This window comes from Streptomyces sp. 6-11-2, assembly GCF_006540305.1.
Taxonomy (GTDB): domain Bacteria; phylum Actinomycetota; class Actinomycetes; order Streptomycetales; family Streptomycetaceae; genus Streptomyces.
The window spans coordinates 5,288,950-5,304,004 of sequence record NZ_BJOR01000001.1 but is presented as its reverse complement, the minus strand read 5'-3'; the positions used below and the strand labels follow the sequence as shown (position 1 = coordinate 5,304,004).

12 protein-coding genes are annotated in these 15,055 nt (G+C 71.9%); 2 read left to right on the top strand and 10 right to left on the bottom strand.

All coding sequences use genetic code 11. From position 1 onward, the window contains the following. Positions 1–99 precede the first annotated feature (99 nt). Complete coding sequence (locus TNCT6_RS23365; protein ID WP_141361771.1) at positions 100–678, bottom strand: dienelactone hydrolase family protein; 579 nt, start codon at positions 676–678, stop codon at positions 100–102. Positions 679–826: 148 nt separating this feature from the next. Between TNCT6_RS23365 and TNCT6_RS23360 the strand changes: the two genes are divergently transcribed. Next, complete coding sequence (locus TNCT6_RS23360) at positions 827–1,918, top strand: mechanosensitive ion channel family protein (RefSeq protein ID WP_141361769.1); 1,092 nt, start codon at positions 827–829, stop codon at positions 1,916–1,918. 401 nt (positions 1,919–2,319) lie between these two features. Here the strand turns inward: TNCT6_RS23360 and TNCT6_RS23355 are convergent, their stop codons facing one another. The 6 genes from TNCT6_RS23355 to TNCT6_RS23330 all read right to left on the bottom strand — a co-directional run bounded on the left by TNCT6_RS23355 (position 2,320) and on the right by TNCT6_RS23330 (position 8,075). Then, on the bottom strand, positions 2,320–3,060 hold the full coding sequence (locus TNCT6_RS23355; RefSeq protein WP_141361767.1) for an SDR family NAD(P)-dependent oxidoreductase: 741 nt from the start codon (positions 3,058–3,060) through the stop codon (positions 2,320–2,322). A 52-nt stretch (positions 3,061–3,112) separates the two neighbouring features. Further along, positions 3,113–4,699, bottom strand: a complete 1,587-nt coding sequence (locus tag TNCT6_RS23350; protein ID WP_141361765.1) for a Na+/H+ antiporter — start codon at positions 4,697–4,699, stop codon at positions 3,113–3,115. A gap of 88 nt (positions 4,700–4,787) precedes the next feature. Beyond that, on the bottom strand, positions 4,788–5,255 hold the full coding sequence (locus tag TNCT6_RS23345) for a GNAT family N-acetyltransferase (protein ID WP_141361763.1): 468 nt from the start codon (positions 5,253–5,255) through the stop codon (positions 4,788–4,790). Continuing rightward, positions 5,252–6,196 (bottom strand): RluA family pseudouridine synthase, encoded by a 945-nt coding sequence (locus tag TNCT6_RS23340; RefSeq protein WP_141361761.1) that lies wholly within the window; start codon positions 6,194–6,196, stop codon positions 5,252–5,254. Before TNCT6_RS23340 ends, TNCT6_RS23345 begins: the two co-directional genes overlap by 4 nt. A 42-nt stretch (positions 6,197–6,238) precedes the next feature. Continuing rightward, complete coding sequence (gene lspA, locus TNCT6_RS23335; RefSeq protein WP_141361759.1) at positions 6,239–6,922, bottom strand: signal peptidase II; 684 nt, start codon at positions 6,920–6,922, stop codon at positions 6,239–6,241. A 61-nt stretch (positions 6,923–6,983) separates the two neighbouring features. Further along, positions 6,984–8,075 carry a TraR/DksA family transcriptional regulator gene (locus tag TNCT6_RS23330; RefSeq protein WP_373996246.1) on the bottom strand — a complete coding sequence of 364 codons (1,092 nt, stop codon included), beginning with the start codon at positions 8,073–8,075 and terminating at the stop codon, positions 6,984–6,986. A 1,241-nt stretch (positions 8,076–9,316) separates the two neighbouring features. On the opposite strand from TNCT6_RS23330, the gene ileS reads away from it, so the two are divergent. Continuing rightward, the gene (gene ileS / locus TNCT6_RS23320) at positions 9,317–12,457 is read left to right on the top strand and encodes an isoleucine--tRNA ligase (RefSeq protein ID WP_141361757.1); all 3,141 of its coding nucleotides are present in this window, start codon (positions 9,317–9,319) and stop codon (positions 12,455–12,457) included. 224 nt (positions 12,458–12,681) lie between these two features. Here the strand turns inward: ileS and TNCT6_RS23315 are convergent, their stop codons facing one another. From TNCT6_RS23315 to TNCT6_RS23305, 3 genes are read right to left on the bottom strand one after another with little or no spacing between them, the layout of a single operon-like run. After that, on the bottom strand, positions 12,682–13,902 hold the full coding sequence (locus TNCT6_RS23315) for a DivIVA domain-containing protein (RefSeq protein WP_141361755.1): 1,221 nt from the start codon (positions 13,900–13,902) through the stop codon (positions 12,682–12,684). Positions 13,903–13,954: 52 nt separating this feature from the next. Then, positions 13,955–14,245 (bottom strand): YggT family protein, encoded by a 291-nt coding sequence (locus tag TNCT6_RS23310; protein ID WP_141361753.1) that lies wholly within the window; start codon positions 14,243–14,245, stop codon positions 13,955–13,957. 51 nt (positions 14,246–14,296) lie between these two features. Beyond that, on the bottom strand, positions 14,297–14,938 hold the full coding sequence (locus TNCT6_RS23305; protein ID WP_141361751.1) for a cell division protein SepF: 642 nt from the start codon (positions 14,936–14,938) through the stop codon (positions 14,297–14,299). Between the last annotated feature and the right edge of the window lie 117 nt (positions 14,939–15,055).

Sequence of the window (15,055 nt, the reverse complement as noted above, 5' to 3'; positions counted from 1 at the left end):
GCCGACCGACGACAACGCGGCTGGGGGTACCCCCTGCTCGAAGAGCTTGGGGGAGCGGTGCCAGGGCCCGCGAGCCCGGCATGATCCAAACGAGAGGCCCTAGTCGGTTTCGAGCTCCGCGAGGAAGCCGAGCGCCACCCGCCAGGTGGCCTCGGCGGCCTCCTCGTCGTAGTCCGGCAGGTCGGGGTCGGTGTAGAGGTGGCCGGCCCCGGCGTAGCGGTAGACCTCCACGTCGGCGCCGGTCCGGCCCATCTGGAGGTACCAGGCGCTCAACCAGTCGTCCGGCTCGAACGGGTCGGGCTCGGCCACGTGCAGCTGGACGGGCAGGCCGTCGGCGCTCGCGTTCGGCGCGACGTCCGAGGTGCCGTGCAGCAGGAGCAGTCCGCGGGCCTTCTCGTCGCCGAGGGCGAGCGTCTGCGCGGTGGCGGCCCCGAACGAGAACCCGGCGTAGACCAGGCCCCGCTCCGAGTAGGGCGCCGCGGCCAGCACGGCCCGCTTGAGCAGTTCGTCCTTGCCGATCGATTCCTGGCAGGCCCTGCCCTCCTCGACGGTGTCGAACGTACGGCCCTCGAAGAGATCCGGCGTCCACACCTCATGCCCGGCGGCACGCAGCCGGTTCGCGGCCTGACGCACCGCGGGTCCGAGGCCATAGGTCGAGTGGAAGAGCACGATGTTCATGGGCCCATGGTGCCAGCCGGGTACGACGGCGTCGGCCCACCGCGGTACGCCTCCGCCCGAAGAGAGCCTCGTCACACCGCCCCGCCCTACCCGCGATCTCCACATCCACACATGTTCACACCGCGCGTCGCGGGTTAGGTTCGCAGGCATGGAGAACGTACTCCGCCCTCTGATCGTCGTCGGCGGCTCGGTCGTCCTCACACTGGTCATCGACTGGGCCACCGACCTGCTGCTGCGCAAGGCCGACGAACGGCACCACGACAAGCCGTTGTGGGGCCTGCTGCGTCGTGCCCGCGTCCCCTACCAGCTCGTGTTGTGCGCCGCCCTGCTGCGCGGCTCCTACGACCAGGCCCAGTTGCTGGAGCAGCACCGGGTCGGCATCGGCCGGACGCTGACCCTGGTGCTGATCGGGTCGGCGGCCTGGCTGGTGATCCGGATCGCGGGGGCCGTCGTCGAGACCACGTACACGCGCTACGCCAACGCCCGGGCGCACCGGGATCCGGCCCGGGTGCGGCGGGTGCGCACCCAGGTCGAGCTGATCATGCGCGTGGTCTCGGCGGTGGTCATCGTGGTGGCGGCGGCCTCGATGCTGCTGACCTTCCCGGCGATGCGCGCGGCCGGTGCCTCACTGCTGGCCTCGGCCGGCCTCCTCGGCATCGTCGCCGGTGTCGCCGCGCAGTCCACGCTGAGCAACATGTTCGCGGGGCTGCAGATCGCCTTCGGCGACATGGTGCGGATCGGCGACACCGTGGTCGTCAACGGCGAGTGGGGCACGGTCGAGGAGATCACGCTGACCTTCCTGACGGTACGGACCTGGGACGAGCGCCGGATCACCATGCCGGTGTCGTACTTCACGTCCAACCCGTTCGAGAACTGGTCGCGCGGCACCCCGCAGATGACCGGCACCGTCTTCTTCCACCTCGACCACCGGGCGCCGATGGACGCGATGCGCGAGAAGCTGCGCGACATCCTGCGCGAGTGCCCGGCCTGGGACGGCCGCGCCTACAACCTGGTGGTCACGGACACGACGCCGACCACGATGCAGGTACGGGCGCTGGTGACGGCGAAGGACGCCGACGACATCTGGACGGTACGGGTCGTGGTCCGCGAGCAGATGCTCCGCTGGCTCTCCGAACACCACCCCTACGCCCTCCCCCGCGTCACCACAGCCAACGCCACCGCACCCCACGACGGCACGCCCCACCCCACCTTCGACAACTCCCAGCCGGCCTCCGGCTGACCACCCACCCACCACCGGTACCCGAGCCCCGCGCTCCCCCGACCGGCAGGCGCACGTCCGTCCTCAGGACCACGCATCGACGCCGCTGGGCGGCCGGGGACGCTCGTCGGCCGCCCAGCGGCACGCATGCCAGCAGAGCGCCCGCGCCCGCACAGCAGGCTCAGCCTGAGCGAACCACCCAGCCAACGCCGACTGGGAGCGGGCCGCCAGGCGCCAGGACCGCCCCGGCCACGCAGACCGGTCGGGGCACGTCAGGCGCACGGGCCCCACGCTCTCCCGACAGGCAGGCGCGCACCACCGGGGCCGGGCCCACCGTCGTCGGTCCGGTCGCCGCGTACCGTCCGCGGTGATCGTCGGCCGCCCAGCGGCGCGTGTTCGGTGGCCGTGGGCGCGCTGCGGGCTCAGTGGCCGCGTTCCGCGCCGCCGTTCACCTGGATGATCTGGGAGGTGATGTGGCCGGCGGACGGGGAGGCGAGCCAGTGGAGGGTGGCCGCGATGTCGCCCGGGGTACCGGGGCGGCCGGTGGAGGTCTCGGCGATGAGCCGTTCGCGGCGGGCGTCGTCCATCGCGTCGCCGAAGAAGTCGGTGTCCTCGACGTACCCGGGCGCAACCAGGTTCACCGTGATCCCGCGCGGGCCCAACTGGCGGGCCAGATCGTGGGCGTAGGGATGCAGGGCGGCCTTGGAGGCGGCGTAGGCGCCGCTGCCCGAACCGCGGTAGGCGGCGATGGAACTGAGGAACAGCACCCGGCCGCCCGGCTCGGCGAGCCGCTCCTTGAGGGCCTCCGTGAGCAGCACGGCGGTCAGGGTGTTGATCCGGAAGTTGACCGACCAGTTGTCGGCGACGAGGTCGAGCGGATCCTCCCGCTCCACCCCGGGCTCCAGCCGCCCCGACCCTCCGGCGCTGTGGATCAGCACGTCCACCGCCCCGAGCTCGTCGGCCACGAACCGGGCGACCGACCGCACCCCGGCCACGTCACCCACGTCCGCGGCGAACGTCAGCGCACCCGGCACCCCGGCCCGGTGCAGCACCTCGCCCCGCCGCCCGAGCAGCAGCACCCGGTCCCCGTCGGCCGCGAAGGTCCGCGCCGCGGCGAGTCCGATCCCCGTTCCGCCCCCGCTGATGACGACGTTGCGACTCATGGTCGCGAGCGTACCGAGACGGCACCGGCCGGTCCCGTACGCCGAGCGGGGCTCACCGCAGACTGCGTACATCCAGGTGGCGCAGTACCCGGTCCACGATCTCCGGGTCGGCCCCCGGTTCCCGGCGCGCCGCCAGCACCTCGTGCCGCGCCGCGCTGAGCATCTCGCTCTGGATCCGCCGCAACCGCTTCAGCCGCCGTACGCGCTTGTCGTGGCCCTCCCGGCGCTCCTCCTCGCCCCACTGCGGGCTGATCCGCAGCCCGATGTCGAAGGCCCGCCGCAGCATCTGCTCGGACAGCTCCTCCGGCAGTTCCTCGACCGCCTCGATCTCCCGCAGCCGCCGCCTGGCCGCCCGCGCCGCCCGCGCCGCCAGCTCCTCCTCGAACGCCTTCTCCCGTTCGGTGTCCGCCCGCACCCCCAGCCGTTTGACCAGCCACGGCAGTGTGAGCCCCTGGAGCACCAGCGTCGCCATGATCACCCCGAAGGCGATGAACACGATCTCGTCCCGGTCGGGGAAGGGCGCGCCGCTGTCCGTCTTCAGCGGAATGGCCAGGGCGAGCGCCACCGAGGCCACACCGCGCATTCCGGACCACCACATGACGACGCTCTCCCGCCAGGTCATCGGGATGTCCTCCTCGTAGTCCCGCAGCGCGTGCAGCCGTCTGGTGAGCCAGGAGGCCGGAAGCAGCCACACCAGCCGTACGAGCACCACCACGGCCACGACCGCGCCCGCCCAGCCCAGCAGCTCGCCCCACCGGCCCGAGGCGGTGCGCAGCGCGTTGTGCAGTTCGAGGCCGATCAGCCCGAACGCGACCCCGGTGACGAGCGTGTCCACGACGTCCCAGACGGTGTGCCCGGCCAGCCGGGTCAGCACGTCGTCGGCGTCGGCGGCGTACTCGGCGAGGAACAGCGCGGTGGTGAGCACGGCGAGGACGCCGGAGCCGTGGAGCTCCTCGGCCAGCACGTAGGAGGCGTACGGCACGAGCAGCGTCAGCCCGATCTGCAGGGTCGGGTCCCCCAGCAGGTCCAGCACCTTGTTCGTGCCCCAGCCGAGCGCCATGCCCACGGCCACCGCCACCACCGCGGACAGCACCAGGTCCAGCCCGGCCCGCCAGGCCGAGAACTCCCCGCTGACGGCGGCGGCGATCGCCACGTGGTAGAGGACGATGGCGGTGACGTCGTTGAACAGCCCCTCGCCCTCCAGGATCGACACCAGGCGGCGCGGCAGCCCGAGCTGCCCGGCCACCGCGGTCGCCGCGACCGGGTCGGGCGGCGCGACCAGCGCGCCCAGGGCCACGGCCGCGGCGACGGACAGCCCCGGCACGATGGCGTGCGAGACGAGGGCGACACAGAAGGTGGTGACGAACACCAGCGCCACGGCCAGCAGGAAGATCGGCCGTTTGTGCGCCGTGAACTGCCGCCAGGAGGTACGCCGTACGGCGGCGTAGAGCAGCGGCGGCAGCAGGGTGGGCAGGATCAGAGCGGGCGGGATGTCGACGTTCGGCACGAAGCCGAGCACCGCGAGGACGATCCCGAGCAGCGTCATCAGGACCGGCGCGGGCAGCCCGAACCGGTCGCCGACCGGGACGCTGATCACGGCCCCCAGCAACACGACGAACAGCAGGGCCAACTGATCCACGCTCAGCGCTCCGGGACGTCGGACGTTCACACGACAGGCTTCCAGCCTGCCACGCCACCCCGCTCACCGGCCGCTTCGCGCCCGTGGACTACAAGGCGCGCCGCATCGCCCGGTGCGGGATGCCCGCGTCGGGGAACTCAGGTCCGTACGCCTCGTATCCCAGCCGCTCGTAGAAGCCGAGCGCGTGGCTCTGCGCGTGCAGGTCCACCGCCGAGAGGCCGCGCGCGCGTGCCGCGTCCTCGATGGCGCGCACCAGGGCCGCGCCGACACCCAGCCCGCGCGTGTCCCCGGTGACGGCGAGCCGCCCCAGGGAGCCGACCGCCGGGTCGCCGCCCGTCTTCGCGGCGGCCTCCGCGCCGTACAGCAGCCGCCCGGTGCCGAGCGGCACGCCGTCGTCGCGGACCGCGAGCACGTGCACCGCGAGGGCGTCGTACGCGTCGTACTCGATGTCCTGCGGAACGCCCTGCTCCACGACGAAGACCTCCTTGCGCACCGCGAAGCAGGCCTCGCGGTCGGCGGGGTCCTCGGCGACACGCACCTCGTACGGCAGGCTCATGCGTACGTCTCCTCGCGGACCTGGTCCAGGGCCTTCCGAAGGTCCTCGGGGTAGTCGCTGGCGAACTCCACCCACTGGCCGTCGCCGGGATGCTCGAAGCCGAGCCGCACCGCGTGCAGCCACTGGCGGGTCAGCCTCAGCCGCTTGGCGAGGGTGGGGTCGGCGCCGTAGGTCAGGTCGCCGACGCAGGGGTGGCGGTGGGCGGCCATGTGGACGCGGATCTGGTGGGTGCGCCCGGTCTCCAGCTTGACGTCGAGCAGGGAGGCGGCGCGGAACGCCTCGATCAGGTCGTAGTGCGTGACGGAGGGCTTGCCGTCGGCGGTGACCGCCCACTTGTAGTCGTGGTTCGGGTGCCGGCCGATGGGCGCGTCGATGGTGCCGCTGGTCGGGTCGGGGTGGCCCTGGACCAGGGTGTGGTACCGCTTGTCGACCGTGCGCTCCTTGAACTGGCGCTTGAGCGACGTGTACGCGTACTCGGACTTGGCGACCACCATCAGGCCCGAGGTGCCGACGTCGAGGCGGTGCACGATGCCCTGGCGCTCGGCGGCGCCGGAGGTGGAGATGCGGTAGCCGGCCGCCGCGAGGCCGCCGATCACGGTCGGGCCGGACCAGCCGGGGCTGGGGTGCGCGGCGACGCCGACCGGCTTGACGATCACGACCACGTCATCGTCGTCGTGCACGATCTCCATGCCCTCGACCGGCTCGGCGACCACCTGCACGGGTGCGGGTGCCTGCGGCATCTCGACCTCCAGCCAGGCACCGCCGTGCACCCGCTCGGACTTGCCGGCCACCGTGCCGTCGACCAGCACCTTGCCCGCGGCGGCCAGCTCCGCCGCCTTCGTACGGGAGAAGCCGAACATCCGGGAGATGGCGGCGTCGACGCGCTCGCCCTCCAGGCCTTCGGGCACGGGCAGGGTACGGATCTCGGGAAGCGTGCTCACCCGTCGAGTATGCCGGACCGGTCCGGCGGTCCCGTCCCGGGCTCAGTCCTTGTGGACGGTCCCGTCCGGGTCCAGGCCGCGGAAGGAGAGCAGCACGATCAGGATTCCGCCGCACACGATCGCCGAGTCGGCGAGGTTGAACACGGCGAAGTGCTTGGGCGAGATGAAGTCGACGACCGCGCCCTCGAAGACGCCCGGCGCGCGGAAGAGCCGGTCGGTGAGGTTGCCCAGCGCACCGCCGAGCAGCAGGCCGAGCGCGATGGCCCAGGGCAGGCTGTAGAGCTTGCGCGCGAGGCGGGCGATCACCACGATCACGGCGGCCGCGATGACCGTGAAGATCACGGTGAAGGCCTCGCCGAAGCCGAAGGCGGCGCCCGCGTTGCGGATCGCCTCCAGTTGCAGCCAGTCGCCGATGAGCTGGATCGGCGGGCGGTGCTCCAGCTTGGCCACCACGAGCATCTTGCTGGCCAGATCGAGGGCGTAGGCGATGACCGCGACCGTGAACAGCACGGCGATCCGGCGCCGGCCGCGCGGCCGCTCGGCGGCGGTTGCCCGTCCGTCCACGCCCGCCGCCGTGCCGTCGGTGCCGGGCCGGCCGGCCGGGTCCTGTGCCCCTTCGGCGCCGGACGGGCCGCCCCGCCCGGCGTTCCCTCCGGGGCGCTGCCGCCCCGCTCCCGCCGCGTCCGGAGTGTCCGGCGTACCGATGATGCGCTCCGCCTCTGCCACGTGAGTCCCTTGACCTAGGTACCTGACTGAGGACGAGACTACGGCACGCCTCGCACCCGGTTCAGTACCGGCGTTCCTGCTTCTGCTTGCACGCCACGCACAGGGTGGCGCGCGGGAAGGCCTGCATGCGGGCCTTGCCGATGGGGTCGCCACAGTTCTCGCACAGGCCGTAGGTGCCCGCGTCGAGCCGTTGCAGGGCGCGCTCGGTCTGGGTGAGCATCTCGCGCGCGTTGGCGGCCAGCGCCATCTCGTGCTCGCGCGTGATGTTCTTGCTGCCGGTGTCCGCCTCGTCGTCGCCCGCGCCGTCGCCGGAGTCCCGCATCAGGCCCGCGAGGGACTCCTCGGACGAGGTGATCTCCTTGCTCAGCCGCTCCATCTCGGACTCCAGCTCCGCGCGGGCCTCCGAGACCTCCTCCGGGGTCCAGGGATCCTCGCCCGGGCGGACCGGGAGGTCTCCCGGTTCCACCGCCGCGGCGATGCGCGCCTTGGGCACGGCGGTCTTCGCCGCCGCGGCCGTGCCAGGAGTCTTCTTCGCAACCACCGTCGTGGCTCCCGTCTGCTTCGCGGCCCGCGCCGCGCCCACCTTCTTGGCCGTCCTCTTCCTGCCCCCACCCGCTCCGGAGACACCAGGAGCCGCCACGCGACCCGCACCGTCCGCATCCCCCTGCGCCGCCGCATCCGCACCGCCGCCCCGGTCGGGGACCGTCCCCGCGGTCGCCCTCCTGGCGGCCTTCCTCCGTTCGCCCGCCCCCGCCGAGCCCGCGCCGGCACCCGCCCCGCCACCAACGCCCCGCTCCCGCGCGTCCACCTCCCCGGCAGCCACACCCCCACCGGCGGCGACCACCCTCCCGCGAGCACCCTTCCCACCCGTCTTCTCGGCGGCAGCAGCGCTCCGATCACCCGCCCCCGCCCCGGCCGCCTCCCGCACCGAGGCCTCGTAGGCACCTGTCCCATCACGGACGGACTGCTCCCGCGCGTCCACCTCCCCGGCAGTCGCGTCCCGGCCGGCGGCGCCCCCCTTCCCGTGAGAGCCCTTTCCACCCGCCTTCTTCCCGGCAGCCGCCTTCTCGGCGGCGGTGTCGTGGGCACCCCCGCTCCCGCCGCCGGGGTACCCGCCCCCGGCGCGCCCAGCAATCGTCCCCTCGGCGCCCACCCCGGCACCCGGCCGCTCGGCGGACGCCTTCTTCGCGGCCGTCCGACCGGTACGGGCGCCCCTGTCGGCGGCCTCCGCCGTCCCGAGGCCCTCGGCGGCCTTCTCCTCCACGTCCGGGGCTTCGGCGGTGGACTTCTTCGCCGTGGCCTGCTTGTTCAGGGACTTCTTCGCCGCGGCGCCCTTGGCGGCGGGCCGCTTCTCCGACGCCGCCTCCGGCGGGGCCTCGCCCGCCACGGGCTTCTTCGCGGCCGCCCTCTTCGCCGTCGTCTTCCGCGCGCTCTTCGCGGGAGCCGCCTCCGCGGATTCCGGAAGGGCCGCCGGCCTCTCCCCCACGGCCTCCGACGCGGTGGCCTTCCGCTCCTCGCCCGACCTCGCGGCAGCCGGTTCGTCCCCCGCCGGGCCGGTCCCGGCCGGCCGGGACCGGCCCGGCTTGGCCGTGTTCGCCCTGGTCGTCGGGCCCCTGCGCCCGCGTCCCGTCACCGGTCCGGCCTTGGCCGTCTGCTTCGGCGTGACCCTGTCCTTCATGGCCACCACCTCCTTCGCGGCCGTGCCTGACGCCCTGGCCGCCGCTCGGGTGGTCTTCCTGGCCGCGCCGGCGGCGGAATCGGGGACGGTGCCCCGGGACCTGCCGGACGCCGACTGCTCGGCGGTCTTCTTCGCCACCATGGCCGCGGCCCCTTCACATATTGTGATCTTGCTCGCGAATCGTGCTGGGACGATAAATCGACTGGAGTCCCGCGGCAACGGGGCACGCCGCCCGATTCGCCCGCCTCGCGCGGATCGCGCGGCCGGCATGCATGCGTTGTGCCCAGCTCGCCGCCACGTAATCCGACCAGCCGCACGTCCTACGATCCGATCGGCACCGCCGCGCCATCCGGGTCACCCCCGGCGCGGAAATCGGGTCGGCCCCGGTCGCCGGGGCGCCGTACACTGGGCGGAGCGAAAAGCGTGGATGGGGACGAGTAGCGGCGTAAGCAGCCCAGAGCGACCCGGGGACGGTGTGAGCCCGGGGGCGAGCGCGACGTGAAGATCACCCCGGAGCCGCCGGAAGAACGCCCCAGCACGGAGCCAGGGGCCGGTAGAACCGGCATCGCGACCCCAATGAGGGGGCTCGTCGGAGCGTACGGCGCACCGGGGAGCCAAGGAGGGTGGTACCGCGGGAGCGCGCCGCACACGGCGTGGACAGCTCAAAGGCTCTCGTCCCTCCGACGGAAGGCAGCACATCCGCCGGAGGAAGCTCGTTGAATACGCAGCCGCAGTACCGCCAGGTGCCCGCGCAGGTCGACCTGCCCGCCCTCGAGCACACCGTGCTCGACTTCTGGCGCGAGCAGAAGATCTTCGCCAAGAGCCTGGAGCAGTCCGAGGGGCGCCCCGAATGGGTGTTCTATGAAGGCCCGCCGACCGCCAACGGCATGCCGGGCGCCCACCACATCGAGGCACGCGTCTTCAAGGACGTCTTCCCCCGCTTCCGCACCATGCGCGGCTACCACGTGGCCCGCAAGGCCGGCTGGGACTGCCACGGCCTCCCGGTGGAGCTGGCGGTCGAGAAGGAGCTCGGCTTCAGCGGCAAGAAGGACATCGAGGCGTACGGCATCGCCGAGTTCAACGACAAGTGCCGCGAGTCCGTGCTCCGCCACACCGACGCGTTCTCCGAGCTGACCACCCGCATGGGCTACTGGGTCGACCTCGACGAGGCGTACGTCACCATGGAGCCCGAGTACATCGAGTCCGTCTGGTGGTCGCTGAAGGAGATCTTCAACAAGGGCCTGCTGGTCCAGGACCACCGGGTCGCCCCCTGGTGCCCGCGCTGCGGCACGGGCCTGTCGGACCACGAGCTGGCCCAGGGCTACGAGACGGTCGTCGACCCCTCCGTCTACGTCCGCTTCCCGCTCACCTCCGGTCCGCTCGCCGGCCAGGCCTCGCTCCTGGTGTGGACGACGACCCCGTGGACGCTGGTGTCCAACACGGCGGTCGCCGCGCACCCCGACGTGACGTATGTGGTCGCGACGAACGGCGAGGAGAAGCTCGTCGTCGCCGAACCGCTCGTCGGCAAGGCGCTCGGAGAGGGCTGGGAGACCACGGGCGAGACCTTCACCGGCGCCGAGATGGAGCGCTGGACGTACCAACGCCCCTTCGAGCTCGTGGAGTTCACGGAGCCGGCGCACTACGTGGTCAACGCCGAGTACGTCACCACCGAGGACGGCACGGGCCTGGTCCACCAGTCCCCCGCCTTCGGTGAGGACGACCTGAAGGTCTGCCGGTCCTACGGCCTGCCGGTGGTCAACCCCGTCCGCCCGGACGGCACGTTCGAGGAGGACGTCCCGCTGGTCGGCGGCGTCTTCTTCAAGAAGGCGGACGAGAAGCTCACCGAGGACCTCGGCGACCGCGGCCTGCTGTTCAGGCACGTGCCGTACGAGCACAGCTACCCGCACTGCTGGCGCTGCCACACCGCGCTGCTGTACTACGCGCAGCCGTCCTGGTACATCCGCACCACCGCGATCAAGGACCGGCTGCTCGAGGAGAACGAGAAGACCAACTGGTTCCCTTCGAGCGTCAAGCACGGCCGGTACGGCGACTGGCTGAACAACAACATCGACTGGGCGCTGTCCCGCAACCGCTACTGGGGCACCCCGCTGCCCATCTGGCGCTGCGAGGACGGCCACCTCACCTGTGTCGGCTCCCGCGCGGAGCTGACCGGACTGACCGGCACCGACCAGTCGGAACTCGACCCGCATCGCCCGTTCATCGACGACGTCACCTTCCCGTGCCCGCAGTGCGAGAAGACGGCCACGCGCGTGCCCGAGGTCATCGACGCCTGGTACGACTCGGGTTCGATGCCGTTCGCGCAGTGGGGCTACCCGTACAAGAACAAGGAGCTGTTCGAGAGCCGGTACCCGGCGCAGTTCATCTCCGAGGCGATCGACCAGACCCGCGGCTGGTTCTACACGCTGATGGCGGTCGGCACCCTGGTCTTCGACAAGTCGTCGTACGAGAACGTCGTGTGCCTCGGTCACATCCTCGCCGAGGACGGCCGGAAGATGTCCAAGCACCTGGGCAACATCCTCCAGCCGATCCCGCTCATGGACCAGCACGGCGCGGACGCGGTGCGCTGGTTCATGGCGGCCGGCGGCTCGCCGTGGGCGGCCCGCCGGGTGGGCCACGGCACCATCCAGGAGGTCGTCCGCAAGACGCTGCTGACCTACTGGAACACGGTCGCCTTCCAGGCCCTGTACGCCCGTACGTCCGCCTGGGCGCCCACCGGGGCCGACCCGGCCCCGGCCGACCGCCCGCTGCTCGACCGCTGGCTGCTCAGTGAGCTGCACGCGCTGACCGACCAGGTCACGCAGGCCCTGGAGGCGTACGACACCCAGCGCGCCGGCAAGCTGCTGTCGGCGTTCGTCGACGACCTGTCGAACTGGTACGTCCGCCGCTCGCGCCGCCGGTTCTGGCAGGGCGACAAGGCCGCGCTGCGCACGCTGCACGAGGTGCTGGAGACGGTGACCAGGCTGATGGCGCCGATCACCCCGTTCATCACCGAGCGGGTCTGGCAGGACCTGGTCGTGCCGGTGACCCCGGGCGCCCCGGAGTCGGTGCACCTGGCCACCTGGCCGGAGGCGGACCTGCCGGCGATCGACCCGGAGCTGTCGAAGCAGATGGTGCTGGTGCGCCGCCTGGTGGAGCTGGGCCGTGCCACGCGCGCGGAGTCGGGCGTCAAGACCCGCCAGCCGCTGTCCCGGGCGCTGGTCGCGGCGGCCGGCTTCGAGTCCCTGGACCGGGAGCTGCACACGCAGATCACGGAGGAGCTCAACGTCTCCTCCCTGGCGTCGCTGAGCGAGGTCGGCGGGTCCCTGGTGGACACCACCGCCAAGGCCAACTTCCGTGCGCTGGGCAAGCGGTTCGGCAAGCGGGTGCAGGACGTCGCCAAGGCCATCGCGGGCGCGGACGCGGCGGCGCTGTCGCTGGCGCTGCGCGAGGGCACGGCGTCGGTGGAGGTCGACGGCGAGACGGTGACGCTCGCGCCGGACGAGGTCATCATCACCGAGACCCCGCGCGAGGGCTGGTCGGTGGCGTCCGACTCCGGCGCCACGGTCGCCCTGGACCTGGAGATCACGGAGGAACTGCGCCGTGCGGGCCTGGCCCGGGACGCGATCCGGCTGATCCAGGAGGCCCGCAAGAACAGCGGCCTCGACGTGGCCGACCGGATCGCGCTGCGCTGGACCGCGACGGACCCGGCGACCATCGCCGCCCTGAGCGAGCACGCGTCGCTGATCGCCGAGGAGGTCCTGGCGACGGACTTCGCCCAGGGCGAGGCGGACACCGCCTACGGCGACGCCTTCACCGACGAGGGCCTGTCCCTGGTCTTCCGCCTCCGCAAGGCATGACCCACCGGGGGACGACGCCCGAGGGCGCCCGTCCCCCGTCCCGGCGGGGAGCCCGCCCGGCCACGAACCGGCGGGCTCCCCGCACGGCTTGACGGGGCGCAGCCCCTGGGTGGGACAGCGGGCGCGCGGCCCCGGCACACGAGAACGGCCCCGGAGGGATGTCCCTCCGGGGCCGTTCTCTCAGGCTGCCGACGCCTAGTCACCAGAAACCCTTCAGGGTTCCCTCAGTTGTCGTCCTCGTCGATCAGGAAGCCGCGCATGGGCGAGGGCGCCTGACCCATCGGGGCCGGGCCCTGCGGACGCACCGGGGCCATCGGCTGGGTCATCGCCGGGGCCATCTGCTGCTGACCGCCGTAGGACGGACCGGACGGGCCGGGCGCACCGCCCATCGGCTGGCCGCCGCCATACGACGGGGCGCTCGCGCCGGCCGGGGCCATGGAGGGCGCCGGGGACGGCGGGAGGGACGGGGCCGCAGGCGTGCGCGGCGGGGCGAGGGAGTCGTCGGCCTGGGTCTCCAGCTGACGCAGCTGCGACTCCAGGTACGACTTCAGGCGCGTGCGGTACTCGCGCTCGAAGCCGCGCAGGTCCTCGACCTTGCGCTCCAGCGTGGCGCGGGCGGACTCCAGGGAGCCCATCGCGACGCGGTGCTTCTCCTGCGCGTCCCGCTCCAGGGCGTCGGCCTTGGCACGGGCGTCACGCTCCAGACCCTCGGCACGCGAACGCGCCTCGCCGACGATCTTGTTGGCCTCGGACCGGGCCTCGGCGATCGCCTGGTCGGCGGTCTGCTGGGCCAGCGACAGGACGCGCGCGGCGCTGTCGCCACCGGGACCCTGACCCATCGGGCCGGGGCCGCCCATGGGACCGGGACCCTGACCCATCGGACCGGGACCCTGACCCATCGGACCGGGGCCGCCGCCCATCGGGCCGGGACCCATCTGGCCCTGCATCTGACCCGGCATCTGACCCTGCATCTGACCCGGCATCTGACCCTGCATCGGTCCCTGGCCCATCGGGCCCTGGCCCATCGGTCCAGGACCCATCTGGCCGGGGCCGGGACCCTGAGGGCCCTGGCCGCCCGGGCCGGCGGGCAGCTGCGGGGCGCCGCTGGGCAGCTGGGGCGGACCACCCATGGGGCCGCCCATCTGCTGCTGCGGCGGGCCCGATATCCCGGCGGGCACCGGAGCGCCCGGCCCTCGCATGCCCTGCTGCTGAGGATGCGGTGGTTGCTGGTCCTCCGGAGGCTTGCGCATGTTCTGCTGATTCTGGGCAGCAGCGCGCGTGGCCGCGGCCAGTTTGGCGCGCAGGTCCTCGTTCTCACGGAGCAGTCGGGTCAGCTCGGCTTCGACCTCGTCGAGGAAGGCATCGACCTCGTCCTCGTCATAGCCTTCTCGGAGGCGGACGGTCGTGAACTGCTTGTTCCGCACGTCCTCGGGGGTCAACGGCATCTCTTCACCTCAACGTAGTCATCGGCAGTCGGCAAGACCGTATCGTCCACAGTCACCTCGCGAGGTTCCCCACGACGGAGATCAGGATGTAGACGATGATCATCAGTACGAAGAAGGACAGGTCGAGCGCCACGCCCCCGAGACGCAGCGGCGGGATGAACCGCCGCAGAAGCTTCAGCGGTGGATCGGTGACAGTGTAGGTGGCCTCCAGAACGACCACCATCGCCTTGCCGGGTTGCCATGAGCGGGCGAACTGGAACACATAGTCCATGACCAGCCGAAAGATCAGCACGATGAGGAACACCATCAGCGCGATGTAAAGAACCTCCATGGCCACACGCATGATCGGTGCTTCCCTCTCCCCTGTTCCGTGCCAGTTCTACGGTGGTGCGTCTCAGCTCTGGTTGAAGAACCCGCCCTCTGCGATGCGGGCCTTGTCCTCCGCCGTGACATCGACGTTAGCAGGCGACAACAGGAACACCTTCTGCGTCACCCGCTCGATACTGCCGTGAAGACCAAACACCAAACCGGCGGCAAAGTCGACAAGTCGCTTCGCGTCTGTGTCATCCATCTCAGTCAGATTCATGATCACCGGGGTGCCCTCACGGAAGTGTTCCCCGATGGTACGGGCCTCGTTGTAGGTCCGGGGGTGAAGTGTGGTGATCCGGTACGGCTCTCGTTCCGACACGACCTTGGGCATGATCACCGGTGCGTTCTTCTCCAGGCTTGCGCGGTCTTGTGTGATGGACGCCACGGGCGCGATGCGCGCCGGACGCCCGGATTCCGCCGGGAGCGAAGCGGAATGCGACACCGGTTCGCGGGGCGTCGGAGGCTGCACCACTCGCACCGGTTCATCCCTTTGGGGCTGATGCACCCCATGCGACTGGTGCGGTGGGTCGTGCCGTCGGCGGTCCCGCTCGGGTTCCGGGTCCAGCTCGGGTTCGAAGTCGTCATCGGGGTCGAATCCCCGGCCGTCGTACCCATCGTCCTCCACGAGGCCGAGGTAGACCGCCATCTTGCGCATCGCGCCGGCCATGCTCTGAGTCCTCCGCTCTGTGGTGGATCCGCTGACGACCGCCAAGTGCCCGCGATCCACGAGGTCGTTGCGCCCCGTTGGGCGATATTGACCATATTTTCTGCTGTGGTCCGACTT

Bases quoted from the DNA above. Each gene is read 5' to 3' on its own strand.
- TNCT6_RS23365 (WP_141361771.1), bottom strand. From the start codon at position 678: ATGAACATCGTGCTCTTCCACTCGACCTATGGCCTCGGACCCGCGGTG.
- TNCT6_RS23345 (WP_141361763.1), bottom strand. From the start codon at position 5,255: ATGAGCCTGCCGTACGAGGTGCGTGTCGCCGAGGACCCCGCCGACCGC.
- TNCT6_RS23315 (WP_141361755.1), bottom strand. From the start codon at position 13,902: ATGCCGTTGACCCCCGAGGACGTGCGGAACAAGCAGTTCACGACCGTC.
- TNCT6_RS23310 (WP_141361753.1), bottom strand. From the start codon at position 14,245: ATGCGTGTGGCCATGGAGGTTCTTTACATCGCGCTGATGGTGTTCCTC.
- TNCT6_RS23360 (WP_141361769.1), top strand. From the start codon at position 827: ATGGAGAACGTACTCCGCCCTCTGATCGTCGTCGGCGGCTCGGTCGTC.
- TNCT6_RS23305 (WP_141361751.1), bottom strand. From the start codon at position 14,938: ATGGCCGGCGCGATGCGCAAGATGGCGGTCTACCTCGGCCTCGTGGAG.
- TNCT6_RS23355 (WP_141361767.1), bottom strand. From the start codon at position 3,060: ATGAGTCGCAACGTCGTCATCAGCGGGGGCGGAACGGGGATCGGACTC.